The organism is Methyloceanibacter methanicus, from assembly GCF_001723285.1.
In the GTDB taxonomy this organism is placed as follows: domain Bacteria; phylum Pseudomonadota; class Alphaproteobacteria; order Rhizobiales; family Methyloligellaceae; genus Methyloceanibacter; species Methyloceanibacter methanicus.
On sequence record NZ_LPWG01000005.1, the window covers coordinates 83,315 to 103,166 of the forward strand.

Annotated in this window: 21 protein-coding genes and 3 pseudogenes; 8 read left to right on the forward strand and 16 right to left on the reverse strand. The window is 65.8% G+C overall.

The genetic code is table 11. The features are described 5' to 3' along the window. Nucleotides 1-35 precede the first annotated feature (35 nt). Entirely contained in the window at nt 36-467 is a 432-nt protein-coding gene (locus tag AUC68_RS04050; RefSeq protein WP_069436465.1) for a hypothetical protein, read from the forward strand. 179 nt (nt 468-646) lie between these two features. Here AUC68_RS04050 and leuD read toward each other — a convergent pair whose 3' ends face one another. Further along, on the reverse strand, nt 647-1,252 hold the full coding sequence (gene leuD, locus AUC68_RS04055; RefSeq protein ID WP_069436527.1) for a 3-isopropylmalate dehydratase small subunit: 606 nt from the start codon (nt 1,250-1,252) through the stop codon (nt 647-649). Nucleotides 1,253-1,375: 123 nt separating this feature from the next. Here leuD and AUC68_RS04060 point away from each other — a divergent pair, with 123 nt between their 5' ends. Both AUC68_RS04060 and AUC68_RS04065 read left to right on the forward strand, forming a co-directional pair. Next, a complete protein-coding gene (locus AUC68_RS04060) occupies nt 1,376-1,771 on the forward strand; it encodes a PH domain-containing protein (protein ID WP_069436466.1) in 396 nt (131 codons plus the stop codon). A gap of 14 nt (nt 1,772-1,785) precedes the next feature. Continuing rightward, nucleotides 1,786-2,106: a hypothetical protein gene (locus AUC68_RS04065; protein ID WP_069436467.1), complete on the forward strand. Its 321-nt coding sequence runs from the start codon at nt 1,786-1,788 to the stop codon at nt 2,104-2,106. Nucleotides 2,107-2,157: 51 nt separating this feature from the next. Here the strand turns inward: AUC68_RS04065 and AUC68_RS04070 are convergent, their stop codons facing one another. From AUC68_RS04070 to AUC68_RS04135, 15 genes and pseudogenes are all read right to left on the reverse strand, one after another. Then, entirely contained in the window at nt 2,158-2,730 is a 573-nt protein-coding gene (locus tag AUC68_RS04070; protein ID WP_069436468.1) for a hypothetical protein, read from the reverse strand. Nucleotides 2,731-2,842: 112 nt separating this feature from the next. Beyond that, nucleotides 2,843-3,241, reverse strand: a complete 399-nt coding sequence (locus AUC68_RS04075) for a metallopeptidase family protein (RefSeq protein ID WP_069436469.1) — start codon at nt 3,239-3,241, stop codon at nt 2,843-2,845. Nucleotides 3,242-3,248: 7 nt separating this feature from the next. Continuing rightward, the gene (locus tag AUC68_RS17485) at nt 3,249-3,473 is read right to left on the reverse strand and encodes a hypothetical protein (RefSeq protein ID WP_244500384.1); all 225 of its coding nucleotides are present in this window, start codon (nt 3,471-3,473) and stop codon (nt 3,249-3,251) included. Between the two features lie 38 nt (nt 3,474-3,511). Continuing rightward, nucleotides 3,512-4,045 carry a class I SAM-dependent methyltransferase gene (locus AUC68_RS04080; RefSeq protein WP_244500385.1) on the reverse strand — a complete coding sequence of 178 codons (534 nt, stop codon included), beginning with the start codon at nt 4,043-4,045 and terminating at the stop codon, nt 3,512-3,514. A 135-nt stretch (nt 4,046-4,180) separates the two neighbouring features. Beyond that, on the reverse strand, nt 4,181-5,587 hold the full coding sequence (leuC, locus tag AUC68_RS04085) for a 3-isopropylmalate dehydratase large subunit (RefSeq protein ID WP_141701083.1): 1,407 nt from the start codon (nt 5,585-5,587) through the stop codon (nt 4,181-4,183). Between the two features lie 536 nt (nt 5,588-6,123). Next, nucleotides 6,124-6,486 (reverse strand): annotated as a pseudogene (gene rplS / locus AUC68_RS17490) (50S ribosomal protein L19); the annotation flags it as partial. 196 nt (nt 6,487-6,682) lie between these two features. After that, nucleotides 6,683-7,006, reverse strand: coding sequence for a c-type cytochrome (locus tag AUC68_RS04095; RefSeq protein WP_083240387.1), 324 nt, complete (start codon nt 7,004-7,006; stop codon nt 6,683-6,685). Nucleotides 7,007-7,091: 85 nt separating this feature from the next. After that, complete coding sequence (gene trmD, locus AUC68_RS04100; protein ID WP_069436529.1) at nt 7,092-7,790, reverse strand: tRNA (guanosine(37)-N1)-methyltransferase TrmD; 699 nt, start codon at nt 7,788-7,790, stop codon at nt 7,092-7,094. Nucleotides 7,791-7,803: 13 nt separating this feature from the next. Continuing rightward, complete coding sequence (locus AUC68_RS04105) at nt 7,804-9,531, reverse strand: riboflavin biosynthesis intermediates N-glycosidase (RefSeq protein WP_069436471.1); 1,728 nt, start codon at nt 9,529-9,531, stop codon at nt 7,804-7,806. Between the two features lie 41 nt (nt 9,532-9,572). Then, nucleotides 9,573-10,115: a ribosome maturation factor RimM gene (rimM, locus tag AUC68_RS04110; protein ID WP_069436472.1), complete on the reverse strand. Its 543-nt coding sequence runs from the start codon at nt 10,113-10,115 to the stop codon at nt 9,573-9,575. Nucleotides 10,116-10,165: 50 nt separating this feature from the next. Next, a complete protein-coding gene (gene rpsP, locus AUC68_RS04115; RefSeq protein ID WP_069436473.1) occupies nt 10,166-10,657 on the reverse strand; it encodes a 30S ribosomal protein S16 in 492 nt (163 codons plus the stop codon). 52 nt (nt 10,658-10,709) lie between these two features. Then, nucleotides 10,710-12,197: a signal recognition particle protein gene (ffh, locus tag AUC68_RS04120; protein WP_069436474.1), complete on the reverse strand. Its 1,488-nt coding sequence runs from the start codon at nt 12,195-12,197 to the stop codon at nt 10,710-10,712. Further along, nucleotides 12,197-12,622 carry an SH3 domain-containing protein gene (locus tag AUC68_RS04125; protein WP_083240404.1) on the reverse strand — a complete coding sequence of 142 codons (426 nt, stop codon included), beginning with the start codon at nt 12,620-12,622 and terminating at the stop codon, nt 12,197-12,199. The genes ffh and AUC68_RS04125 overlap by 1 nt, the downstream gene beginning before the upstream one ends. 360 nt (nt 12,623-12,982) lie before the next feature. Next, entirely contained in the window at nt 12,983-13,324 is a 342-nt protein-coding gene (locus AUC68_RS04130; protein WP_069436475.1) for a DMT family transporter, read from the reverse strand. 17 nt (nt 13,325-13,341) lie between these two features. Then, nucleotides 13,342-14,538 (reverse strand): amidase, encoded by a 1,197-nt coding sequence (locus AUC68_RS04135; RefSeq protein ID WP_069436476.1) that lies wholly within the window; start codon nt 14,536-14,538, stop codon nt 13,342-13,344. Between the two features lie 190 nt (nt 14,539-14,728). Between AUC68_RS04135 and AUC68_RS04140 the strand changes: the two are divergent. From AUC68_RS04140 to AUC68_RS04160, 5 genes and pseudogenes are all read left to right on the forward strand, one after another. Further along, nucleotides 14,729-15,854 (forward strand): annotated as a pseudogene (locus AUC68_RS04140) (MFS transporter). Nucleotides 15,855-16,042: 188 nt separating this feature from the next. After that, nucleotides 16,043-16,798: a diaminopimelate epimerase gene (dapF, locus tag AUC68_RS04145; protein ID WP_342027453.1), complete on the forward strand. Its 756-nt coding sequence runs from the start codon at nt 16,043-16,045 to the stop codon at nt 16,796-16,798. Nucleotides 16,799-16,849: 51 nt separating this feature from the next. Next, nucleotides 16,850-18,121: a tRNA (N(6)-L-threonylcarbamoyladenosine(37)-C(2))-methylthiotransferase MtaB gene (mtaB, locus tag AUC68_RS04150; RefSeq protein WP_069436477.1), complete on the forward strand. Its 1,272-nt coding sequence runs from the start codon at nt 16,850-16,852 to the stop codon at nt 18,119-18,121. Then, nucleotides 18,115-19,080, forward strand: a pseudogene (gene ftsY / locus AUC68_RS04155) (signal recognition particle-docking protein FtsY); the annotation flags it as partial. The gene mtaB and the pseudogene ftsY, both read left to right, overlap by 7 nt. Beyond that, nucleotides 19,064-19,690 (forward strand): septation protein A, encoded by a 627-nt coding sequence (locus tag AUC68_RS04160; RefSeq protein WP_083240388.1) that lies wholly within the window; start codon nt 19,064-19,066, stop codon nt 19,688-19,690. The pseudogene ftsY and the gene AUC68_RS04160, both read left to right, overlap by 17 nt. The last annotated feature ends 162 nt before the right edge of the window (nt 19,691-19,852 follow it).

Here is a 19,852-nt window from a genome sequence, read left to right on the forward strand (position 1 = left end):
CGCTCCGGCGGCGTTTTGGGTAGCGGGAGTAGGACATGCTGACAAGGGTGCTGTTGACTCTTCTTGTGCTCGCTTTCGGGGCCGGGCTTGGCATGGCCGAGGACGCGGAGCCGAAAACCACGGTCGTGAGCCTCGGCATCACCGATCACAAGGTCGACGAGACCGAACTGATGAAGCGTATGGCCCTGCCCAAGCCGCGCTTCGATTCGCCCGGCGTCGCCTATGGCTGGGTGGCCCACGCCAAGAAGGGCGACACGGTCGAGGTCCATCTGACCAAGGACGGGACGTCCCTGATGCACAATGTGCGCGAGGTCGCCGAGGAGGACACGGACGTCCTGCTCCAGGCCGGCAAGACGGGCGTTCCGGCCGGCGGGTGGCCCAAAGGGGAGTACACCGCGAAGGTGACCGTCACACGCGGCGGCGAAACGGTCGCCGAGCAGGAAACCGATCCCGTTCCGTTCGAGTGAGTCCCGCTCGCCTAGACTCGGACTTCGAACTTCACCAGATTTCGTCATGGCCGGGCGTGTTGTGAGCCTTCGCCCGCGGAGCCGGACCCCGGTGGCCATCCACGTCTGACAGTTTTGCACGAAGATCGTGAAGATCGTGGATGCCCGGATCAGTCCGGGCATGACGGCATGAGCGCAGCTTAGACCCAGGGTTTGGCGGCGCTCGTCTTCTGCTCGTAGGCATCGATCTGCGCGGCTTTCTCGAGGGTCAGGCCGATATCGTCCAGCCCCTCGATCAGGCAGCGCTTGCGATGCGGATCGACGTCGAAATGGATCTTGCCGCCGTCCGGCCCGGAGATCTCCTGGGCTTCCAGGTCGATGGTGAGCCGGGCATTGTCGCCACGCGCGGCATCGTCGATCAGCTTGGCGATCTCCTCCTGCGGCAGAACGATGGGCAAAATGCCGTTCTTGAAGCAGTTGTTGTAGAAAATGTCCGCGAAGGACGGCGCGATGATGCAGCGAAAGCCGAAATCGAGCAGGGCCCAGGGCGCATGCTCGCGGGACGAGCCGCAGCCGAAATTCTCGCCCGCGATCAGGATCTGCGCCTTCGTATAGGGTTCCCGGTGAAGCACGAAGTCCTCGTGCCTGTTGCCGTTCTCGTCATAGCGCAGCTCGGCGAAAAGGCCCTCGCCAAGGCCGGTGCGCTTGATCGTCTTCAGATATTGCTTGGGGATGATCATGTCCGTATCGACATTGATCATCGGCAAATGGGCGGCGATGCCCGTGAGTTTCGTGAATTTTTCCATGCTCATCCTCTGTTCGCTGAGCCATATAGAGCTTTCCGGGGCGACTTTCTACTGTCACAGTCCCGCGCAGAATTCCGGTCATGGTGCCTCGCGCAGACCAAGGGCCATTAGGGAGACACGGGCATGGCGGGCACGGTGATCTACGAGGCGCATCCGGCGATGTTTCGGGCGCATCCCTTCTGGTTTGTCTTTTGCGTGCTGCTGATCGCGGCGTTCGGGCTCGGCCTGCTCCTGCTGCTCTATTGGTACATCAAGACGAAGGCCACCTGCCTGACGGTGACGGAGAATGAGCTCATGTACGAACAGGGCATCCTGAGCAAGGAGCGGCTGTCGGTCTCGCTTCGGCATATCCGCTCGGTGCAGGTGAACCAGAGCTTCCTCAACCGCATTTTGGGAGTGGGCGAGGTGATCATAGCGACTGCGGGCGATGAGCCGGAATTCTCCGTGGGCGAACTCCCCGATCCGCACGAGGTGCGCGAGGCCATCAGCCGGGCGCAGGCCCTGCGGATGGACGATTAGAGGCGCGCGGCATCGTGGGCGAGGGCGACCGTCAGGACCGGAAGGAGGCCACGAAGCTGTTCGTCGCGGCCGCGGTCGCGCTGGTCCTGCTCGTTCTTATGGGCGTTGCCGGGTTCTACTACCTGACGGCGGCGATGGGGCAGGCGGATCCGTTCTCCGACGGCCTTGGACTGAAGAGCGCGGCGCTGATCTCCTTCGCCGTCTCCTTTGTCGCCATTCTGGTGATGGCGGTGGCGTCCGGGGGCGATGCCATCCTCGGCGAGTTGCCCTTCACCATTGCCGGCTTCCTGATCTTCTTCGTGATTTTCTGGCTGATGATCGCCTGGATCTTCTGAGATCCAAGGGCACCCGGGTGAGGTCCAAGAGCACCTAAGACGGCGGCGTGTCTAGTTCGCCGGTCCGAGCGTATGGGGATTCATGCCCGAGCTTGCCCGCTGGGTTCCGTGCACCAGCTCGCGGTAATAGGCCCGCATGGTCTTGCAGCGTTGCGGACCCGGCGGGTGGACGGCATCGCCCTTCAGCTTCGAAATGAAGGTGCAGATCTCTTCCATGCCCTGGGCGTCAAGCCAGCCCCATCTCACGCCCCGGCGGATGGCGAACAGGTCGGCCTTGGTCTCGCTAGCGCCGATGAACTGATGCCCGCATTCGTGGCTGTAAATATAGAGCTTCACCTGGGTGGACAGGCCCTGAATCCTGGTGGTGTTCAGGATGACAAACCCGGGAAAGGCGCCGCCCCAGCTATCGAATTTCGGGTTCAGCACGGTCGGCCGGGTGCCGCAATTGACCTGCTGGCCGTCGATCTTGAGCGCGCCGTGCGGGACCGCCTTGGTCTGCGGGCCGGCTTGCTTCATATATTGCTCGACACTCGGGGCTTGGGCCCGGTTGCCGCGGAAGATCAACTCCTGCGCGGACGCCATCCCCGACCAGCCGATCGCGGTTGCAAGAATGACGGTGGCCAAAAGTCCTGGTCGCGTTATCGCGTCTTTGAAACCCATCGTGGGGGCAGTCTAGAGCGGGAATGGTGTTCAGACAATGACTAAGGATTGTCGCAGCGCCATTCGTCGGGCGGTCCTAGCCGGCGGCTTCGGACTCGATGCGCTCCATATCGGCGTCGGACAGGCCGAAATGATGCCCGATCTCGTGGATCAGCACATGGGCGATGATGTCCTCGAGCGCTTCGTCGTGGGTCTCCCAATAGGCCAGGATCGGCCGGCGATAGAGGAAGATCATTTCCGGGAGCGGCGAGACGTCCAGCACGCTCTGCCGGGTCAGGTCGACGCCGTGATAGAGCCCCAGCAGCCCGTAGGGCGAATCGATGTGGAGGGCGTCGAGGGCCTCGCTGGTGGGAAAGTCCTCCACGCGGATGAGCACGTCCTTGGTCATATCCCGAAAATTGGCCGGAAGCGCCGCGAACGTCCGGTTCGCGACCGCCTCGAAGTCGGCGAGGTTCGGGAGACGGCGGGAGGTCATGGGTGGCTCACCGGTGCCGCTCGGGCATCGGCGCCGTCCGCCCGAGGTTGCCGGGTTTGGCCGCCAGGACAATCGCCTCACGCAAGGTGAAGGTGAGGCCGTCGGCGGTCTCGCGCGGACGCAGGAGCGTGCGCAAGGGCTCGGCGTCCAGCATGTCCTTCAGGCGAGCGACCGTCTCGTCCGTACAGCGCATGCGCGCCACCCAGGCCTCGAAGCCGATATCCTGGTCCATGACCTCCGCCGAGGTCAGCTCCAGACCGGCCTCGTCGATCAGCGCACACCAGCCTTGAGCGAAAGCGCCCGGCCGTGGCTCGGGTCGCGCAGCTTCTCGAACGCGTTGTAGGCCGCCGCCACGTCCGCATCGTCCGGTGAGACATTGTCGACCAGGGCGAAGATGCCGCCGGGGATCATCACCCGCGCGGATTCGGCGACGAAGTCCTTCGGCTTCGGGAAGTGATGCGCCGCGAGCCGGCAGGTCACCAGGTGGAAACTCGTGTCGGGGAACGGCAGATCCTGCGCGTTCGCCTGCCGGGTCACCACGTTGCCGAGGCCCCGCTCCTTGGCGAGCCGCTTCACTTGGGCCAGCATCTCCGGGGTGATGTCGGACGCGGTCGACTTGGCGATCCTCGGGGCGAAGGCCAGTGCCGTGTGTCCGGCGCCCGTCGCGACATCCAGCTGCCGCCAGGTGGGCAGCGGGTCGATCAGTTCGGTGAGCCGGGCGAGCGAGGGCCCTTCGGCGTGCACCGCGCAGGCTGCGTAATCGGCCGCCGCTTCACCGAATTTCTTTTGAACGAGAGAAGTCATGATGCTGTTTCTGCCATCAACCCCGCATGGTGTCATTGCCCGGCTTGACCGGGCAATCCAGTAATTGGCACGGGCCCCGTTCCAGCAAGCGGCAACGCTTACTGGATTCCCGCCTTCGCGGGAATGACAAGCATTCTAGTGCAGATCGCGGATGTCGACGAAGTGGCCGGCGATCGCGGCGGCGGCGGCCATTTGCGGCGACACGAGATGCGTGCGCCCAGGCGCCCCTGACGGCCTTCGAAATTGCGGTTCGAGGTCGAGGCGCAGCGCTTCGCCGGGCGCCAGCTTGTCCGGGTTCATGGCCAGGCACATGGAGCAGCCCGGCTCGCGCCATTCGAAGCCGGCCTCGGTGAAGATCCTGTCGAGGCCTTCCGCTTCGGCCTGGAGCTTCACGAGGCCGGAGCCCGGCACGATCATCGCGTTGAGGTTCTCGTTGACGTGCTGGCCCTCGACCACCTTGGCCACGGCGCGCAGATCCTCGATGCGGCCATTGGTGCACGAGCCGATAAAGATGCGGTCGAGCGTGATGTCGGTGATCTTCTCGCCGCCCTTGAGGCCCATATAATCGAGCGCGCGGATCGCCGCCTGGCGCTTGGTCTCGTCGGCGATGTCCTCGGGGCTGGGCACGCGGCCCGCGACCGAGACCACCTGCTCGGGGCTCGTGCCCCAGGAGACGATGGGCGGCAGGTTGGCCGCGTCCAGCACGACCTCGGCGTCGAAATGGGCGCCTTCATCGGAGAACAGGCGTCTCCCATGGGCCTTCGCCATTTCGAAGGCGCCACCCTTGGGCGCGCGCGGGCGGCCCATGATGTAGTCGAACGTCTTCTGGTCGGGCGCGATCAGGCCGGCGCGGGCGCCGCCCTCGATCGACATGTTGCAGACGGTCATGCGCCCTTCCATGGAAAGGTCGCGGATGGCTTCGCCCGCATATTCGATGACGTGGCCGGTGCCGCCCGCCGTGCCGATCTCACCGATGATGGCGAGGATGATGTCCTTGGCGGTGACGTTCTCGGGCAGCTTGCCCTCCACGCGCACCAGCATGTTCTTGGCCTTTTGCTGGATCAGCGTCTGGGTGGCGAGCACATGCTCCACCTCGGAGGTGCCGATGCCGTGGGCCAGGGCGCCGAAAGGCCCGTGGGTCGAGGTATGGCTGTCGCCGCACACGATCGTGGTGCCGGGCAGGGTGAAGCCCTGCTCGGGGCCGACCACGTGTACGATGCCCTGGCGCTCGTCCAGCTCGTGATAATAGTCGATGCCGAAATCGTCCGCGTTCTTGGCGAGCGCGGCGACCTGCGTCGCGGAGTCCGGATCGTCGATGCCCTTGGAGCGGTCCGTGGTCGGCACGTTGTGGTCCACCACGGCCAGCGTCTTCTCGGGGCTTCGCACCTTGCGGCCGGCCATGCGCAGGCCCTCGAAGGCCTGCGGGCTCGTGACCTCGTGGACGAGGTGCCGGTCGATATAGAGAAGAGAGGTCCCGTCGGGGGCCTCGTGGACCAGATGTTCGTCCCAGATTTTGTCGTAGAGCGTGCGGGGCTTTGCCATGGATTCGAGCTTAGGGTTGGATTTGAACGCAATCTTTCGGATCGTCACGCCTCAGATGGCGATTGAATCCGGAATTTCCAGCTCTGCGGCAAACCGCGAGACGCGCCCGGCAGGGGCGTGCGGGTGAGCCGCCCGTCGGAAACATCGGCCGTTTTCGAAGGGACGGCCGGGACGGAGCCCGGCCAGACTATCCGCGAACGCTACGCGTCCTTGTTCTCAGCCGTTTCCGACGGCGCCGTTTCGGCCTCGTCCTCGATCGCCGGAACTTCGTCGACCGTCATTTCGGCCATGACCGCGATGGCCTTGCCGTTCCAGTCGCCGTCTTCGATCTGCTCGCCGAGCGAAAGCTTGTCGGAGAGATAGGCGATCGCGTCGTCGTTCATGGTCGCGATCTGCTCGATCTTGGTGACGCCGAGCTTGTTCAGCTTCTTCTCGAGATCCTCGGTGATCCCGGTGATGAGCTTGAGATCGTCCGGCTCGCCCTTCGGCTTGGTGAAGCCCTTGAAGCTGTAGGCTTTTTTGCCCTTCGCGTCACCGCGCGTGTCCCGGCGCTCCGGAATGCGGGCGGCCTTGCCGCGGCGGCCGCGAAGATAATAGAGCTTGGCCCGGCGCACGCGGCCGTGGCGGACCACTTCGATGGACTCGATCAGCGGCGAATGGATGGGGAAGACGCGCTCCACGCCCTCGCCGTAGGAAATCTTGCGGACGGTGAAGTTCTCGTGGATGCCGCCACCGGCGCGGCCAATGCACACGCCTTCATAGGCCTGAACGCGGCTGCGCTCGCCTTCCACCACCTTCACGTTGACGCGGACGGTGTCACCGGGGCCGAATTCCGGCACGCTGCGCTTGTTCAAGCGCTCGGTGACCTGCTCTTTTTCGAGCTCGGCAATGATGTTCATCTCGATACCTTTCGTGGGACGCCTGCCGGGCCGGTGCCGGCCCAAGAACGAACGCCATTCTTTTTGATTGATCGGGGTCCGGACTTCGAATGTCCAGACGGATGCGACCGCCCAAGCGAAAGCCCGGCAGCCAGCGGGGCTTTCCTACCCCAGCCGGTGCGCCTTGTCGATGGTTTTCGGGGCCGAAATCCAGCCCTTAGGGCCTGCGGTCGAGGCTGCGGATATAGGCGATCACGTTCCGCATATCGTCTTGCTCCAGGATGATATTGGGCATGGTCGGGTGCGAACTCTGAAACCAAACGGACAGGGCATATTCGGTCATGCCCGGCGTTTCGGCTACTTCCTGGAACGGCGTGGCGCCAATTGTCGAGGAGAGGTCCTCGCCCGGCAGCACCGCGTGACAGCCGGCGCAGACCTCCACCGCAAAGGCCCGTCCCGCCGCGACATTGGCTTCTTGCGCCTTCGCGCCCGGCGTCACCCCGGCCGCCATCGCGGCAACGAGGACCATCATCGCTTTCATGCCCAGCTCCTTCTTCTTCGACGAACGTTGACTTGCGCGGCCGAGCCCGCCCTGACCTCTATCAAGATTGACACGACGATCAAGACTAGGACTTCCCGCGTTTCGCCCAAAGGTCGGGCCGGCGCGCCTTGGTGAGCGCTTCGGCCTGCTCGCGGCGCCACTGAGCGATTTTCGCGTGATCGCCCGAGAGCAGCACGTCGGGAATGGCGTGGCCCTCCCACTCTCGGGGCCGCGTGTAGTGCGGATATTCCAGGAGGCCCGCGGCGAAACTCTCCTCGGCAAGCGTGCCGTCATTGCCGAGAACGCCGGGCAGCAGCCGCACGCAGGCGTCGATCAGCACCTGCGCGGCCAGGTCCCCGCCGGAGAGCACATAGTCGCCGATCGAGACCTCTTCGATGGCGCGCGCATCCAGCACGCGCTGGTCGAGCCCTTCGAAGCGGCCGCAGAGCAGGATCACGCCAGGGCCCTTTGCCAGCGCCTGGACGCGCTCCTGGGCGAGGGGCGTCCCGCGCGGCGACAGGTAGATCGCGGGGCTCCCGGCCGGTGCGGCGACCTTGGCGGCGTCGATGGCAGCCGCGGCGACATCGGCGCGCATCACCATGCCCGCCCCCCCGCCGGCGGGCGTATCGTCCACGGAGCGGTGCTTGTCGGTGGCGAAGTCGCGAATGTCGATCGCCTCGAAGCTCCAAAGGCCTTCGATGAGCGCCTTGCCCGCAAGGCTCAAGCCGAGCGGCCCCGGAAACATCTCGGGGAACAGGGTCAGGACCGTGGCCTTCCAAGTCATGGTGTATTCCAAGTCATGGTGAGGTCCTCGGAGCGGCGCCGTCAGGACGTGCCGTCGAGCCGCTGCTCGCCTCTTCGATCAAGAACCACGTTTCGCGCGTCCCGACGCCCTTGATGGATATGGGGCCGCGCTCGGTCATCAGAAACCCGCCGTCGAGGGCCTCGCGGACCTCGGCCGACACCTGAATCTCGCCCGGGAGCGAGTGCGATTCGAGCCGGGCCGCGAAGTTCACGGTCTCGCCCCACACATCGTAGGAGAATTTGTCCGCGCCGATCACCCCGGCCATGACTGGTCCGCTGGCGATCCCGATGCGGATGCGCAAGTCCACATCGTGGGCCTCCGACAGCCGTGCCACCACTTTCGGCAGGGCGAGCGCCAGCCGTGCAAGGCGCTGGCAATGGTCGGTCTGGCGGCGGCTGACGCCGGCCACGGCCATATAGCCGTCGCCGATGGTCTTGATCTTCTCGACCCCGTGCTCGGCCGCGAGCCGGTCGAACTCGGTCACGAGCCCGTCGAGAATCTCCACGGTCCGCGCGGCGCCGAGCTCCTTGGAGAGGGCTGTGAAGCCGACAAGGTCGGTGAAGAGGACCGAGGCGTCCGGTACGGCGTCGGCGATGCGCGTGGCAGGGTCCTGTTTCAGGCGCTCGATGACGGGCCCGGGCAGGATGTTGGCGAGCAGGCGGTCCGCCTCGGCCCGGGCGCGGTCCGCCTTGGTCAAGGCGTAGCCCACCACGAGGGCGACGATGCCGAACGTGGTGACGGCTGAGGAGACGTAAAGGTTCGCCAGCAGGGCCACATCCGCTTCGATGCGGGCGCTTTCGGGCGGGTAGAGAAACCACGCGGCCAGATGCAGCGCCAGGCCCGACAGCACCGCCGCGACGACGAGCCGAATATGCCCGAGCCCGCAAATCGCGAAGGCGACCGCCGCGCCGATGATGTAGTTCAGCTGAATGCCCGAGTTGTGCCCGAGCTCGCGCACGAAGAAGAACAGCGCTGCATATTCGGCGACCCAGATCACGATCATCGCCGCGCAGTCGTTGATGCGATGGGCGAGCGGCGACAGCAGCGCGACCGTGACAAGGGCGAGGTTGACCGCGATCAGCGGCCAGTATTTCGCGACGCCAAAGCTCGCATAGGTCGCGACGTAGGTCATCGACGTCGCGGCGATCAGAAGGGCCATCACGTTGATGATCGCGAGGCGGATGCGCACCTCGCGCGGATAGCCGGCGATGCCGATCTCGGCGAAACGGCGCAAGGGCCCGAGCCACGACAGGAACGCCGCGCCGGTCGTGTCGGCGCCGGCGGCGCTCGACTGCAACTCGGCGCGGAGCTGCATCAGCATGGTGCCGAGCTTGTTCTGCCCCGTCCCGTCGGCGCCGGTGCCCCAATAGAAGTCCTTGGCGGAGTCCTCTTCGATCTTCTCGTCGCCGCTGCCAACGAGAAGAGCCCGCAAGGATCGATGCTGCGTGAACTTGGCGCGCAGGGCGCGTTCGATCACCGCGTCCTTGCGGCCGTCCCAGTCCTTGGCGATCTCGGCGCGGTACTTCTTTGCGTATCGCTTCGCCGCCGCGGCCTTTGGCAGTTCGCGGATGCGCGCCTGGCGTTCCGGGGCGTCGAACTTCTGGGCTTGGTAGTAGTGCTCGCTCGTCGGCCAGACGATGCCGTCGATCTCGATCGGATAGTTCGCGAAGTTCGAAAAGTCGCTGTAGCGCGTGGATTTCGAAAAGAAGCGAATGGTCATGGCCAACAGCCTAACTCGCGATGCGCCTTGCCGCGATGGCGTTACATGTTTCCGTCGTCGCCCTCTTCCGACGCCTCGGTCTCTTCGGGCGGGATCAGTATCAGCCGTCCCGCCGCGATGTCGATCTCCGGAACCGTGTCGTCCGTGAAGGCCACGAGGAGCGACGGGCCGTCCCCGCTGGGCTCGATTTCGACGATATCTCCCGCGCCGAAATTATGGACGGCTGTCACCGTGCCGAGCGCAGCGCCGTCGGGCGAGACCGCCGTCAAGCCGATCAGGTCGGCGACGTACCATTCATCAGCCGCGGCCTCGGGCAGGGCGCTTCGCGCGATATAGAGCCTGGTGCGGTTCAGCGCCTCGGCGGCTTCGCGGGTGGTCACGCCCTTGATGGCGGCAATCAGGGCCTTGGGGGTGACGCGGACACGGGTGATCTCGATCGATTTCGTGCCCGCCTCGTCCCGTAAGGGTCCGTAGGCGGCGATGTCGGCCGGGTCCGCCGTATAGGAGCGCAGGCGCACTTCGCCCTTCAGCCCTTGCGCCGCGCCGATCTCGCCGACGAGTACGAGGTCCGGCTGTCCTTTCAAGTCCGTCTCCTCGTCTCAGGTCCTGTCGTGCCCTCGAATGGGATCGTGCCCTACTCGGAGGCTTCCTTGGCTTCCTCGTCGGCAACCGCGTCGGTGGCCTCTTCGTCGGCCTCTTCCTCGGCGGCCGCAGCGTCGTCGGCCTCGGTCTCGGCGGCAGCCTTCTCGGCCGCGTCCTTCTCGGCTTCGGCGGCGGCAGCGGCCTTTTCTTCCTCGGCGGCGCGCTTGGCTTCCTCGCGTTCGAGGCGCTTCTTGCCGGGCTTGGCCTTCTCCGGGTTGTTGCGGGGCTCGCGCTTCATGAGGCCTTCGGCGTCCAGGAAGCGGAGCACGCGGTCCGTCGGCAGGGCGCCGTTGGAGAGCCAGTGCTTCACGCGGTCGGTGTCCAGCTGGATGCGGTCCGCCGAGTCGCGGGGCAGCAGCGGGTTGAATGTGCCGACCTTCTCGATATAGCGGCCGTCGCGCGGGCTGCGCGAGTCGGCGACGACGATGCGGTAGAACGGGCGCTTCTTGGCGCCGCCCCGCGACAGTCTGATCTTCAGTGACATGGTTTCTTACTCCTAAGTGTTAGTCGAATTAACGTTGGCATTTGAGATCGGGTCAGCGCTTCTTCTTGCGCTGGCCGGGAAGTCCTGGAAGCCCGGGCGGCAAGCCGCCGGGAAGTCCGCCCCCGGGCAGGCCCGGGAAATTGGCCGGAAGCTCGGCGCCCTTCGGAAGGCTTCCGCCTTCGGGCATGTCTGCCGGCATTTGCGGCATGCCGCCGCCGAATAGGCCCGCCAGCGCGCCGCGCTTCTTGCCCATGGCCTTCATCATGTCGGCCATCTGGCGGTGCATTTTCACGAGCTTGTTGATGTCCTGCACGCTCGTGCCCGACCCCGCCGCCACGCGCTTCTTGCGCGAGGCGTTCAAGAGCTTTGGATTCTTGCGCTCGGATTTCGTCATCGATCCGATGATCGCCTGCTGGCGCTTGAGAACGGTGTCGTCGAGATTGGCGGCGTCGAGCTGCTTCTTCACCTTGCCGATACCGGGCAGCATCGAGAGCACGCCGCCCATACCCCCGAGCTTCTGCATCTGCCCGAGCTGTTCGGAGAGGTCGTTGAGGTCGAACGCGCCCTTCTTCATGCGCTCGGCCATCTTATGAGCCTTGTCGACCTCCACGGTCTCCATGGCCTTTTCGACGAGGCCCACCACGTCGCCCATGCCGAGAATGCGGCCGGCGATCCGGTCCGGATGGAAGTCCTCCAGCGCGTCCAGCTTTTCGCCGACGCCGATCAGCTTGATGGGCTTGCCCGAGACCGCGCGCATGGACAGCGCCGCGCCGCCGCGCCCGTCGCCGTCCACGCGGGTCAAGACGATGCCGGTGAGATCGACGCGCTCGCCGAAGTTCTTGGCGAGGTTCACCGCGTCCTGACCGGTGAGCGCATCGGCGACGAGCAGCGTCTCGTGGGGCTGGGCGATCTTCTCGATGGCGGCCGTCTCGGCCATCAGCTCTTCGTCGATATGGGTGCGGCCGGCGGTGTCCAGCAGCAGCACGTCGAAGCCGCCGAGCCGAGCCGCCTTGACGGCGCGTTCGGCGATTTCGGTCGGGCTCTGGCCTTCGACAATCGGGAGCGTCGCGACATTCGCCTGCTCGCCCAGGACCCGCAGCTGTTCCTGCGCGGCCGGGCGGCGCGTATCGAGCGAGGCCATCATGACCTTCTGCTTGTCGCGGGTGGTGAGGCGATGGGCGAGCTTGGCCGTGGTGGTCGTCTTACCGGAGCCTTGCAGGCCGACCATCATCATGACGACGGGTGGGTTGCGGCGGAGGTCGATCCCTTGGGCATCGGAGCCCAACATGCGGACCAGCTCGTCGTTGACGATCTTGACGACCATCTGGCCGGGCGTCACCGACTTCACCACGTCCTGGCCGACGGCCTTGGCCTTCACCCGGTCGGTGAAGGATTTCACCACGTCGAGCGCGACATCGGCCTCGATCAGGGCCCGGCGCACCTCGCGCATGGCTTCGGAGACATCGGCCTCGCTCAGCGCGCCGCGGCGCGTGAGCTTGTCGAAGATTCCGGAAAGGCGATCTGAAAGGGTCTCGAACATCAGCCGGCGTAATCCGCTACGTATTTGCGAAAGACCCAGCCGGAGCGGCATGGGCCGGAATAGGCGTCTCTGCGGGGCCAGGGCGTGCCGACGCCGCAATCCATGGTCTCGTGAGAGTAGACAACACCCAGCCAGCGGCCGCGCTGGTCGCAGAGATTGAGAATGGCGCCGTTGTAGACCCTATCCAGCACGGCGTGTTTGGAGCTGGGGCCGGAACGGACGGCCAGGAAGCCGTCGCCGCTCGGATCGAGGCCGCGCACCACGCCTTGCGAGCCGCAGGCGTCGAAATCCGCCTCTCCGCCCGCAAGGACCGGAATCTCGGGCTGCTGGGCGAGGGCCGTCATGGAGAGGCTCGAGAGCGCAAGCGCGGCCGTCACGCCAAAGACGTGCCGCTTCGCATCTCCTGCCGTCACTGTTCGCCTCATCACATCCGCCTCCACGCGGACTAGACACTCGTTCTGCTGCGCTCGATCAGGCCACAGCCCTCAAGTAGCGCGAAGCGCGGTAGGGCCAGAAAAACGGCCGGTAGCGCAACCAAAGCCGCGCTCAAGTAGGCCGAAGGCCGGTAGCGCGACCAAACCCGCGCTCAAGTAGGCCAAAGGCCGGTAGCGCAACCAAAAAAAGCACCCGTGGGCGCATCGCGCTGACGGGTGTTGACCGCCCTTTCCTAATCTTCCTCTTGCGAAGACCCCGGAAAGGGTGGCGGCTCGAAACGGAGCTGCCATGAATTTCCGCGGAATGTCGGTCAGCGCATCCTAGAAGTCAAGCGCATCCGGGAATTCGACCTAATGGGGGAGCGACTTCGAGAAGGCGTTGATGACCACGACACCCGCGACGATCAGGACAAGCCCGACGATCGCCGGCGTGTCGAGGGTCTGGCGGAAGCGAATCCAGCCGATCGTCGCGATCAGGACGATGCCGACGCCCGACCAGATGGCATAGGCCAACCCCACGGGGATCGTCTTCAGGGTCAGCGCGAGCGCGCCGAAGGAGACGGCATAGGCCAGCGCGGTGACGATGCTCGGGCCGAGGCGCGTGAACCCATCGGATTCCTTGAGTGCCGACGTCCCGATCACCTCGAAGACGATCGCAACGGCGAGATAGAGATAGGGTTTGAGCGTGGACACGGGTCAGTTGCCGCCTTCTAAAGCAGATCGGAGAGGCCCACGGCGAAGTCCAGCAAGGATTCGTCGCCGCCTACCCAGCCGACGAAGGACAGGCCCGCGGGACAGCCCGCGGCTTCCCCAACGGGAACCGAGATCTGTGGCAGGCCGGCCAGTCCGGCGAGGCACGTTGTCTGCAGGGTCCGGGTTCGGAACTCCACGAAGGAGGCGCCGTCGGGGATATCGCGCTCCGGCGGCTGGGTCGGCGTCGTCGGCAGGACGATGGCGGTCCCCGGCTGCAGGATCGTCTTGAGGTGGGACTCCACGGTGCGGCGGACGCCCCGCGCGTCCTCGGCCTCTTCCGGCGTGATCCGGGAGGCGATCTCGAAGCGCTCCTTGATCCCGGGCCCGAGCTCCACGTTGTTGGCTTCGACGAAGGGCAGGAGCGTCGACTGGACTTCGAAGCCCTGGATGGTGGCGAAGGCGGCGCGCCAGGCGGCAAGGGTCCCGCCGGCGATGGTCGCGTGCTCCACCTCCGGCAGCGCTGGCGAGAGGGTTTCGAGCGTATCCCACACGAGCTGGTCCACGCTGGCCTCGCATTCCGAGACAATGTCCGTTGCGAGGATCAAGCGTTCGACGGGCGCCTCGGTGCCGCTCCCTTGAAGCAGCGTGCGGCCGACCGTGCGAAACAGACCTGCGTCCCGGGCAAGAAGGCCCACCGTGTCGAAACTCGGGGCCATGGGGGTGACGCCGGTCAAGTCGATGCGGCCATGGCTGGGACGCAGGCCGTAGAGCCCGCAGAAGGAGGCCGGGACGCGGATCGAACCGCCCGTGTCCGAACCCAGCGCGAAATCGCACATCTGCGCGGCCACCGCCGCCGCAGACCCGCAGGACGAGCCGCCGGTCACATAGCGCCCGGCGCGCGGGTTGACCGGCTGGCCGTAATGGGCGTTGGTCCCGAGCACGCTGTAGAAGAACTCATCGCAAATGGTAATGCCCGTGAGCGAGGCGCCGGCGCCCAGGAGCTTCGCGATCGCGGGCGCCGTCTCGGCGGCCGGCGCGGCGGCGGCATAGGACTCCGGATTGCCGTTTCCGGTCTTCCGCCCTTCGATGGCGAACAGGTCCTTCACCATGAAGCTGCGTCCGGCGAGGGGGCCGTCCTGCGCCCCCAATATGGGTTCCTCCAGCGTGTGGGGGACGAGTGCGTGGACAGCATCGTGTTCGGGGACGCCCAACATTTTTCTCAGCCTCCGTCTTCTGAAAAGAGGGTGCAGGAACCAACACAACGCCATAGAAGTGCCCCCACCGCAACGCTTGACGAGCCCGAAAGGTTTGCGAGGAGGCCGAGGTCCGGTGCGTGCAACGACGACGACACCCCGCAAGGCGCTCCCGCCCACCGTCTGGGCGCTCGGCTTCACGTCGCTGTTCATGGACGTGTCGTCGGAGCTGATTCACGGCCTTCTGCCCCTGTTCCTGGTGGTCAATCTGGGGGCCAGCGCCGCCGTTCTCGGCTGGTGGAGGGGATCGCCGAGGCCGCGGCGCAGATCGTGAAGGTGTTTTCGGGCTGGCTGTCCGACACGCTCCGGCGGCGCAAGGCGCTCGCGGTCGTCGGCTATGGCCTCGCGGCCGTGACCAAGCCGCTCTTTCCCCTGGCCGGTACGGTGTCGCTCGTGGCCTTCGCCCGCCTCGTGGACCGGCTCGGCAAAGGCATTCGCGCGGCACCGCGCGATGCGCTGGTCGCCGACGTGACGCCGCCCGAACAGCGGGGCGCGGCCTTCGGCCTGCGGCAGTCGCTCGACACGGTCGGCGCGACACTCGGGCCGCTCGCCGCGATCGGGCTCATGGCGGCCTTCAACGACGACATCCGCGCCGTGCTGTGGTTCGCGGTCATTCCGGCCGTGATCGCGGTGGCCATTCTCGTCATTTTCGTGCGGGACCCGGGATCGCAAGAGGCAAGGCCCGCTGCGCCGAAACGGGTGCCCATCAAGCTTCGCCAGCTCGGCGGCCTTGGCCGGTTCTATTGGCTGGTGGTGGGCGCAGGCGCCGTGTTCACGCTGGCCCGGTTCAGCGAGGCGTTCCTGGTCATCCGCGCCTATGGGGCGGGGCTCCCTTTGGCGCTGGCGCCCGCGGTGATCGCGGTGATGAGCATCGTTTTCGCGGTCACGGCCTATCCGGCGGGCCGCTTGCAGGATCATTTCGGCGCACGGCCGCTGCTCCTGGCGGGCCTCGGCACGCTGGTCGCCGCCGATCTGCTGCTGGCGTTCGGCGGCGGGCTCGCCGCCATCTTCCTTGCCATCGGGCTTTGGGGTCTCCATTTGGGACTGACACAGGGTGTCTTGGCGGCCCTCGTGGCCCATGCGGCGCCCGCGGAGGTTCGCGGGACGCCTTCGGCGTGTTCGGCCTTGTTGTCGGGGCCGCCACGCTGGTGGCGAGCGTGATCGCCGGGGTGCTGTGGGAGGCGGTGTCGCCGGAGGCGACCTTCCTCGCTGGCGCGGGATTCGCCGTGGTTGCCATGGCCGCGTTCGTGGCGGTGCGTCCTGCCGCGCGGGCCTAGCTGCCGAGAGCTAGCCGCAAAGGCGCGAGCGGCGTTATAGAATGACCGGGATTTTGGACTGGAGACGATGGACGCGACTGCCCATAGCTACCGTAAGATGAACGGGCTCGGGAACGACTTTGTCGTGATCGACCGCCGCACGGACGGCCTTGCCTTGTCCGCCGATACGGTGCGCGCCATTGCCGACCGTGCGACGGGGGATCGGTTGCGATCAGCTGATCGCGCTCGATCCGTCCTCGGAGGCGGATGTGTTCATGCGGATCTGGAACGCCGACGGCGGCGAGGTGGCCGCGTGCGGCAACGCCGCGCGCTGCGTGGCGGCGGTGGTCTCGAGCGAGCTGGGACGGCCCGCCGTCACCATCGAAACCGAAGACCAGGTGCTCGGGGCCTACGCGGGCGCCGACGGTCTCGTAACCATCGACATGGGCGAGCCGCGGCTTCGCTGGGACGAGATTCCGCTCGCCGAGGACTTCCACGACACGAGCCGCATCGAACTTCAAGCCGGTCCCATCGATGCGCCGGTGATGCATTCGCCGGGCGTGGTCAGCATGGGCAATCCCCATGCGATCTTCTTCGTCGACGATGTGGATGCGATCGCGCTCGACCGGATCGGCTCCATGCTGGAGCACCATCCGCTCTTTCCCGAGCGTGCCAATATCTCGATCGCGCAGGTCCTGAGCCCCGAGCACGTCCGCTTGCGGACCTGGGAGCGCGGCGCCGGTCTCACCCGCGCGTGCGGGACGGCGGCCTGCGCGGCGGGCGTGGCGGCCGTGCGGCGCGGCCTGACGGACCGCAAAGTCACGGTGACGTTGCCGGGAGGCGACCTCGTGATCGAATGGCGCGAGGGCGACGGCCACGTGTTGATGACCGGCCCCTACGCGCTCGATTTCGAAGGCACGCTGCCGGCGCAGCTGTTCGATGCCGGCGAGGCGCAAGGTGTCTGACACGCCCAAAGGTGTCTGACACACTCCTGGAATTCTGTTAGAAGCCGCGACATGTCCGATCTGGAAATCATCACCTTTGGCTGCAGGCTCAATGCCTACGAGTCCGAAGTCATGCGCCAGCATGCCGACGCCGCCGGTCTCGCCGACGCGGTGATCGTCAACACGTGCGCGGTGACGGGCGAGGCGGTGCGCCAGGCGCGCCAGGCGATCCGCAAGGCGCGGCGCGAAGTCGATGCCAAGATCGTGGTGACCGGCTGCGCGGCCCAGATCGATCCGGATCGGTTTGCCGCCATGGACGAGGTGGACCGCGTCGTCGGCAACCAGGAAAAGCTCGAGGCGCACACCTTCCACGCGCTTGCGCCGGCGGGCCTCGGCACGAGCGACACCGAGAAAGTCTCCGTCAACGACATCATGTCGGTCACGGAGACGGCGAACCATCTGATCGAAGGATTCGGCGGGCGCGCGCGGGCCTATGTGCAAATCCAAAACGGCTGCGATCATCGCTGCACGTTCTGCATCATTCCGTTCGGGCGCGGTCCCTCGCGTTCGGTGCCCGCGGGCGAGGTCGTTGCGCAAGTCCGCCGCCTCGTCGAGAACGGCTACCGGGAGATCGTGCTGACCGGCGTCGACATGACGGCCTACGGCAAGGACCTTCCCGGCGCCATGACGCTGGGCAAGCTCGTGCGGTCGGTGCTGAAGCTCGTGCCCGAATTGCCGCGCCTGCGCCTGTCTTCGATCGATTCCGTCGAGGCGGACCCCGACCTCATCGCGGCCATTGCCGAGGAAGAACGGCTGATGCCGCATCTGCACCTGTCGTTGCAGGCAGGCGACGATCTCACCTTGAAGCGCATGAAGCGACGTCACGCCCGCGCCGATTCGGTCGCGTTCTGCGAGGCGATGCGGCGTGCGCGTCCCGACATCGTGTTCGGTGCCGATATCATCGCCGGCTTTCCCACCGAGACCGACGGCATGTTCGAGAACTCGCTCGCCCTGGTGGACGATTGCGGCCTGACCTTCCTGCATGTGTTCCCGTTCTCGCCGCGCGAAGGCACGCCCGCCGCGCGCATGCCGCAGGTCCACGGCGCAACCGTCGCCGAGCGCGCCCGGGCCTTGCGCGAAAAGGGCACCGCCGCGCTCCGGGCGCATCTGGAAAACGCCAAGGGTCGCCGCATCCAGGTTCTCATGGAAACCGGAACCCAAGGCCGCTCGGCGGACTTCACGCCTGTCCGCGTCGATCCGTGCGCGGCAGCTGCGGGCGCGCTGGTCGATTGCGTGGTTTCGGGCGACGACGGTGCGGCATGGCTCGCGGAGGCGCTGCGGTGAGCGGCGGCGAGACTCCTGCGGAAAAGAAGGGATGGTTCGCGCGGCTCAGGGCCGGCGTGTCGCGCACGTCGAACGCGCTCAGCGACAACCTCACCGGCGTTCTGACCAAGCGCAAACTCGACGAGGAGACGCTCGACGAACTGGAAGAGGTCCTGCTCAAGGCGGATCTCGGCTTCGCCATGGCCGACCGCATTCGCGCGCTGTCGAAGAGCCGGCACGACAAGGGCCTCGGCGCGGACGATGTGCGCGCGATCCTGGCGGAGGAGGTCGCGCGCGTGCTGGAGCCAGTCGCCCAACCGCTCGAACTCGACGACGCGGCCAAGCCCCATGTGATCCTGGTGGTCGGTGTCAACGGCACCGGCAAGACCACGACGATCGGCAAGCTGGCACATCTGTTCGCCCGCAACGGCAAGAGCGTGATGCTGGCCGCCGGCGATACGTTCCGTGCGGCCGCCATCGATCAGCTCAAGATCTGGGGCGCGCGCGTCGGCGCCGAGGTGATCGCGAAGTCCGTCGGCGCCGATCCCGCCGGTGTCGCCTTCGAGGCGCTGGAACGTGCGCAAGCGAGCGGTACCGACGTGCTGTTGATCGATACGGCGGGGCGCTTGCACAACAAGGGCGACCTCATGGCGGAACTGGCAAAGATTGTACGCGTTCTCAAGAAGCTCGACGAGACCGCGCCGCACACGGTGTTGCTCGTGCTTGACGCGACCACGGGGCAGAACGCATTGAACCAAGTCCAGACCTTTCGCGAGATCGCCGGCGTCACCAATCTCGTCGTGACCAAACTCGATGGTTCGGCGCGCGGCGGCATCGTGGTGGCGATCGCGGAGACGTTCGGTCTTCCCATCAACGCCGTCGGTGTCGGCGAGGGGATCGAGGACTTCGAGCCATTCGATCCACACGATTTCGCAGCCGCGATTGCAGGAGCGGGACAGGAAAATGACGCAGCCGCTTAAGTCCGCGCCCGAGACGGGACCGAAGGTCGAAATCAAGAAGGCCAAGGACTCCGAGCAATCCGTCGCCGGAAAGCTTCTCATCGAGCTCGGTCCGCTGCTCGTGTTTTTCGGGGTGAATGCGGTCTCCGGTATTTTCGTGGGGACGGCCGCCTTCATGGTGGCGACGCTCATCGCGCTGGGCCTTGCCTGGTGGCTTTACCGCAAGGTGCCCGTGATGCCGATCGTCAGTGCGGGGCTCGTTCTCGCCTTCGGCGGGCTGACGCTCTATCTGCACGACGACACGTTCATCAAGCTCAAGCCGACGATCGTCTACACGATGTTCGCGGTCCTGCTGATCGGCGGGCTCGTTGCGCGGAAACCGGTGTTGGCGTTGCTGTTCGGTCCGGTTTTCAATCTAACCGATGAAGGTTGGCGTAAACTGACAATACGCTGGGCGATATTCTTCGTAGCCATGGCGATACTCAATGAGTTTGTCTGGCGTAGTTTCTCGACCGATACCTGGGTGAGTTTCAAAGCCTTCGGTTTCCTCCCGATCACATTCGTCTTCGCAATGTCCCAGGTGCCGCTGATGCAGCGCTATGGGGTCGGGGAAAACTCCCAGCACCATTGAGACGGCATGTTCCGCATGCGGGGATTCTACGCGAGTCCCTTGCAGGTTGCGTTCTCGGTGCCGATATGAGCTCCTCAGTGTGCGGTTCGGCTCCCAAGTTGGAACGTACTCTGAGGTTTGGTTTCGGGGTGACAGCATGTCCGGTTGCCGCATGGTTCGGCC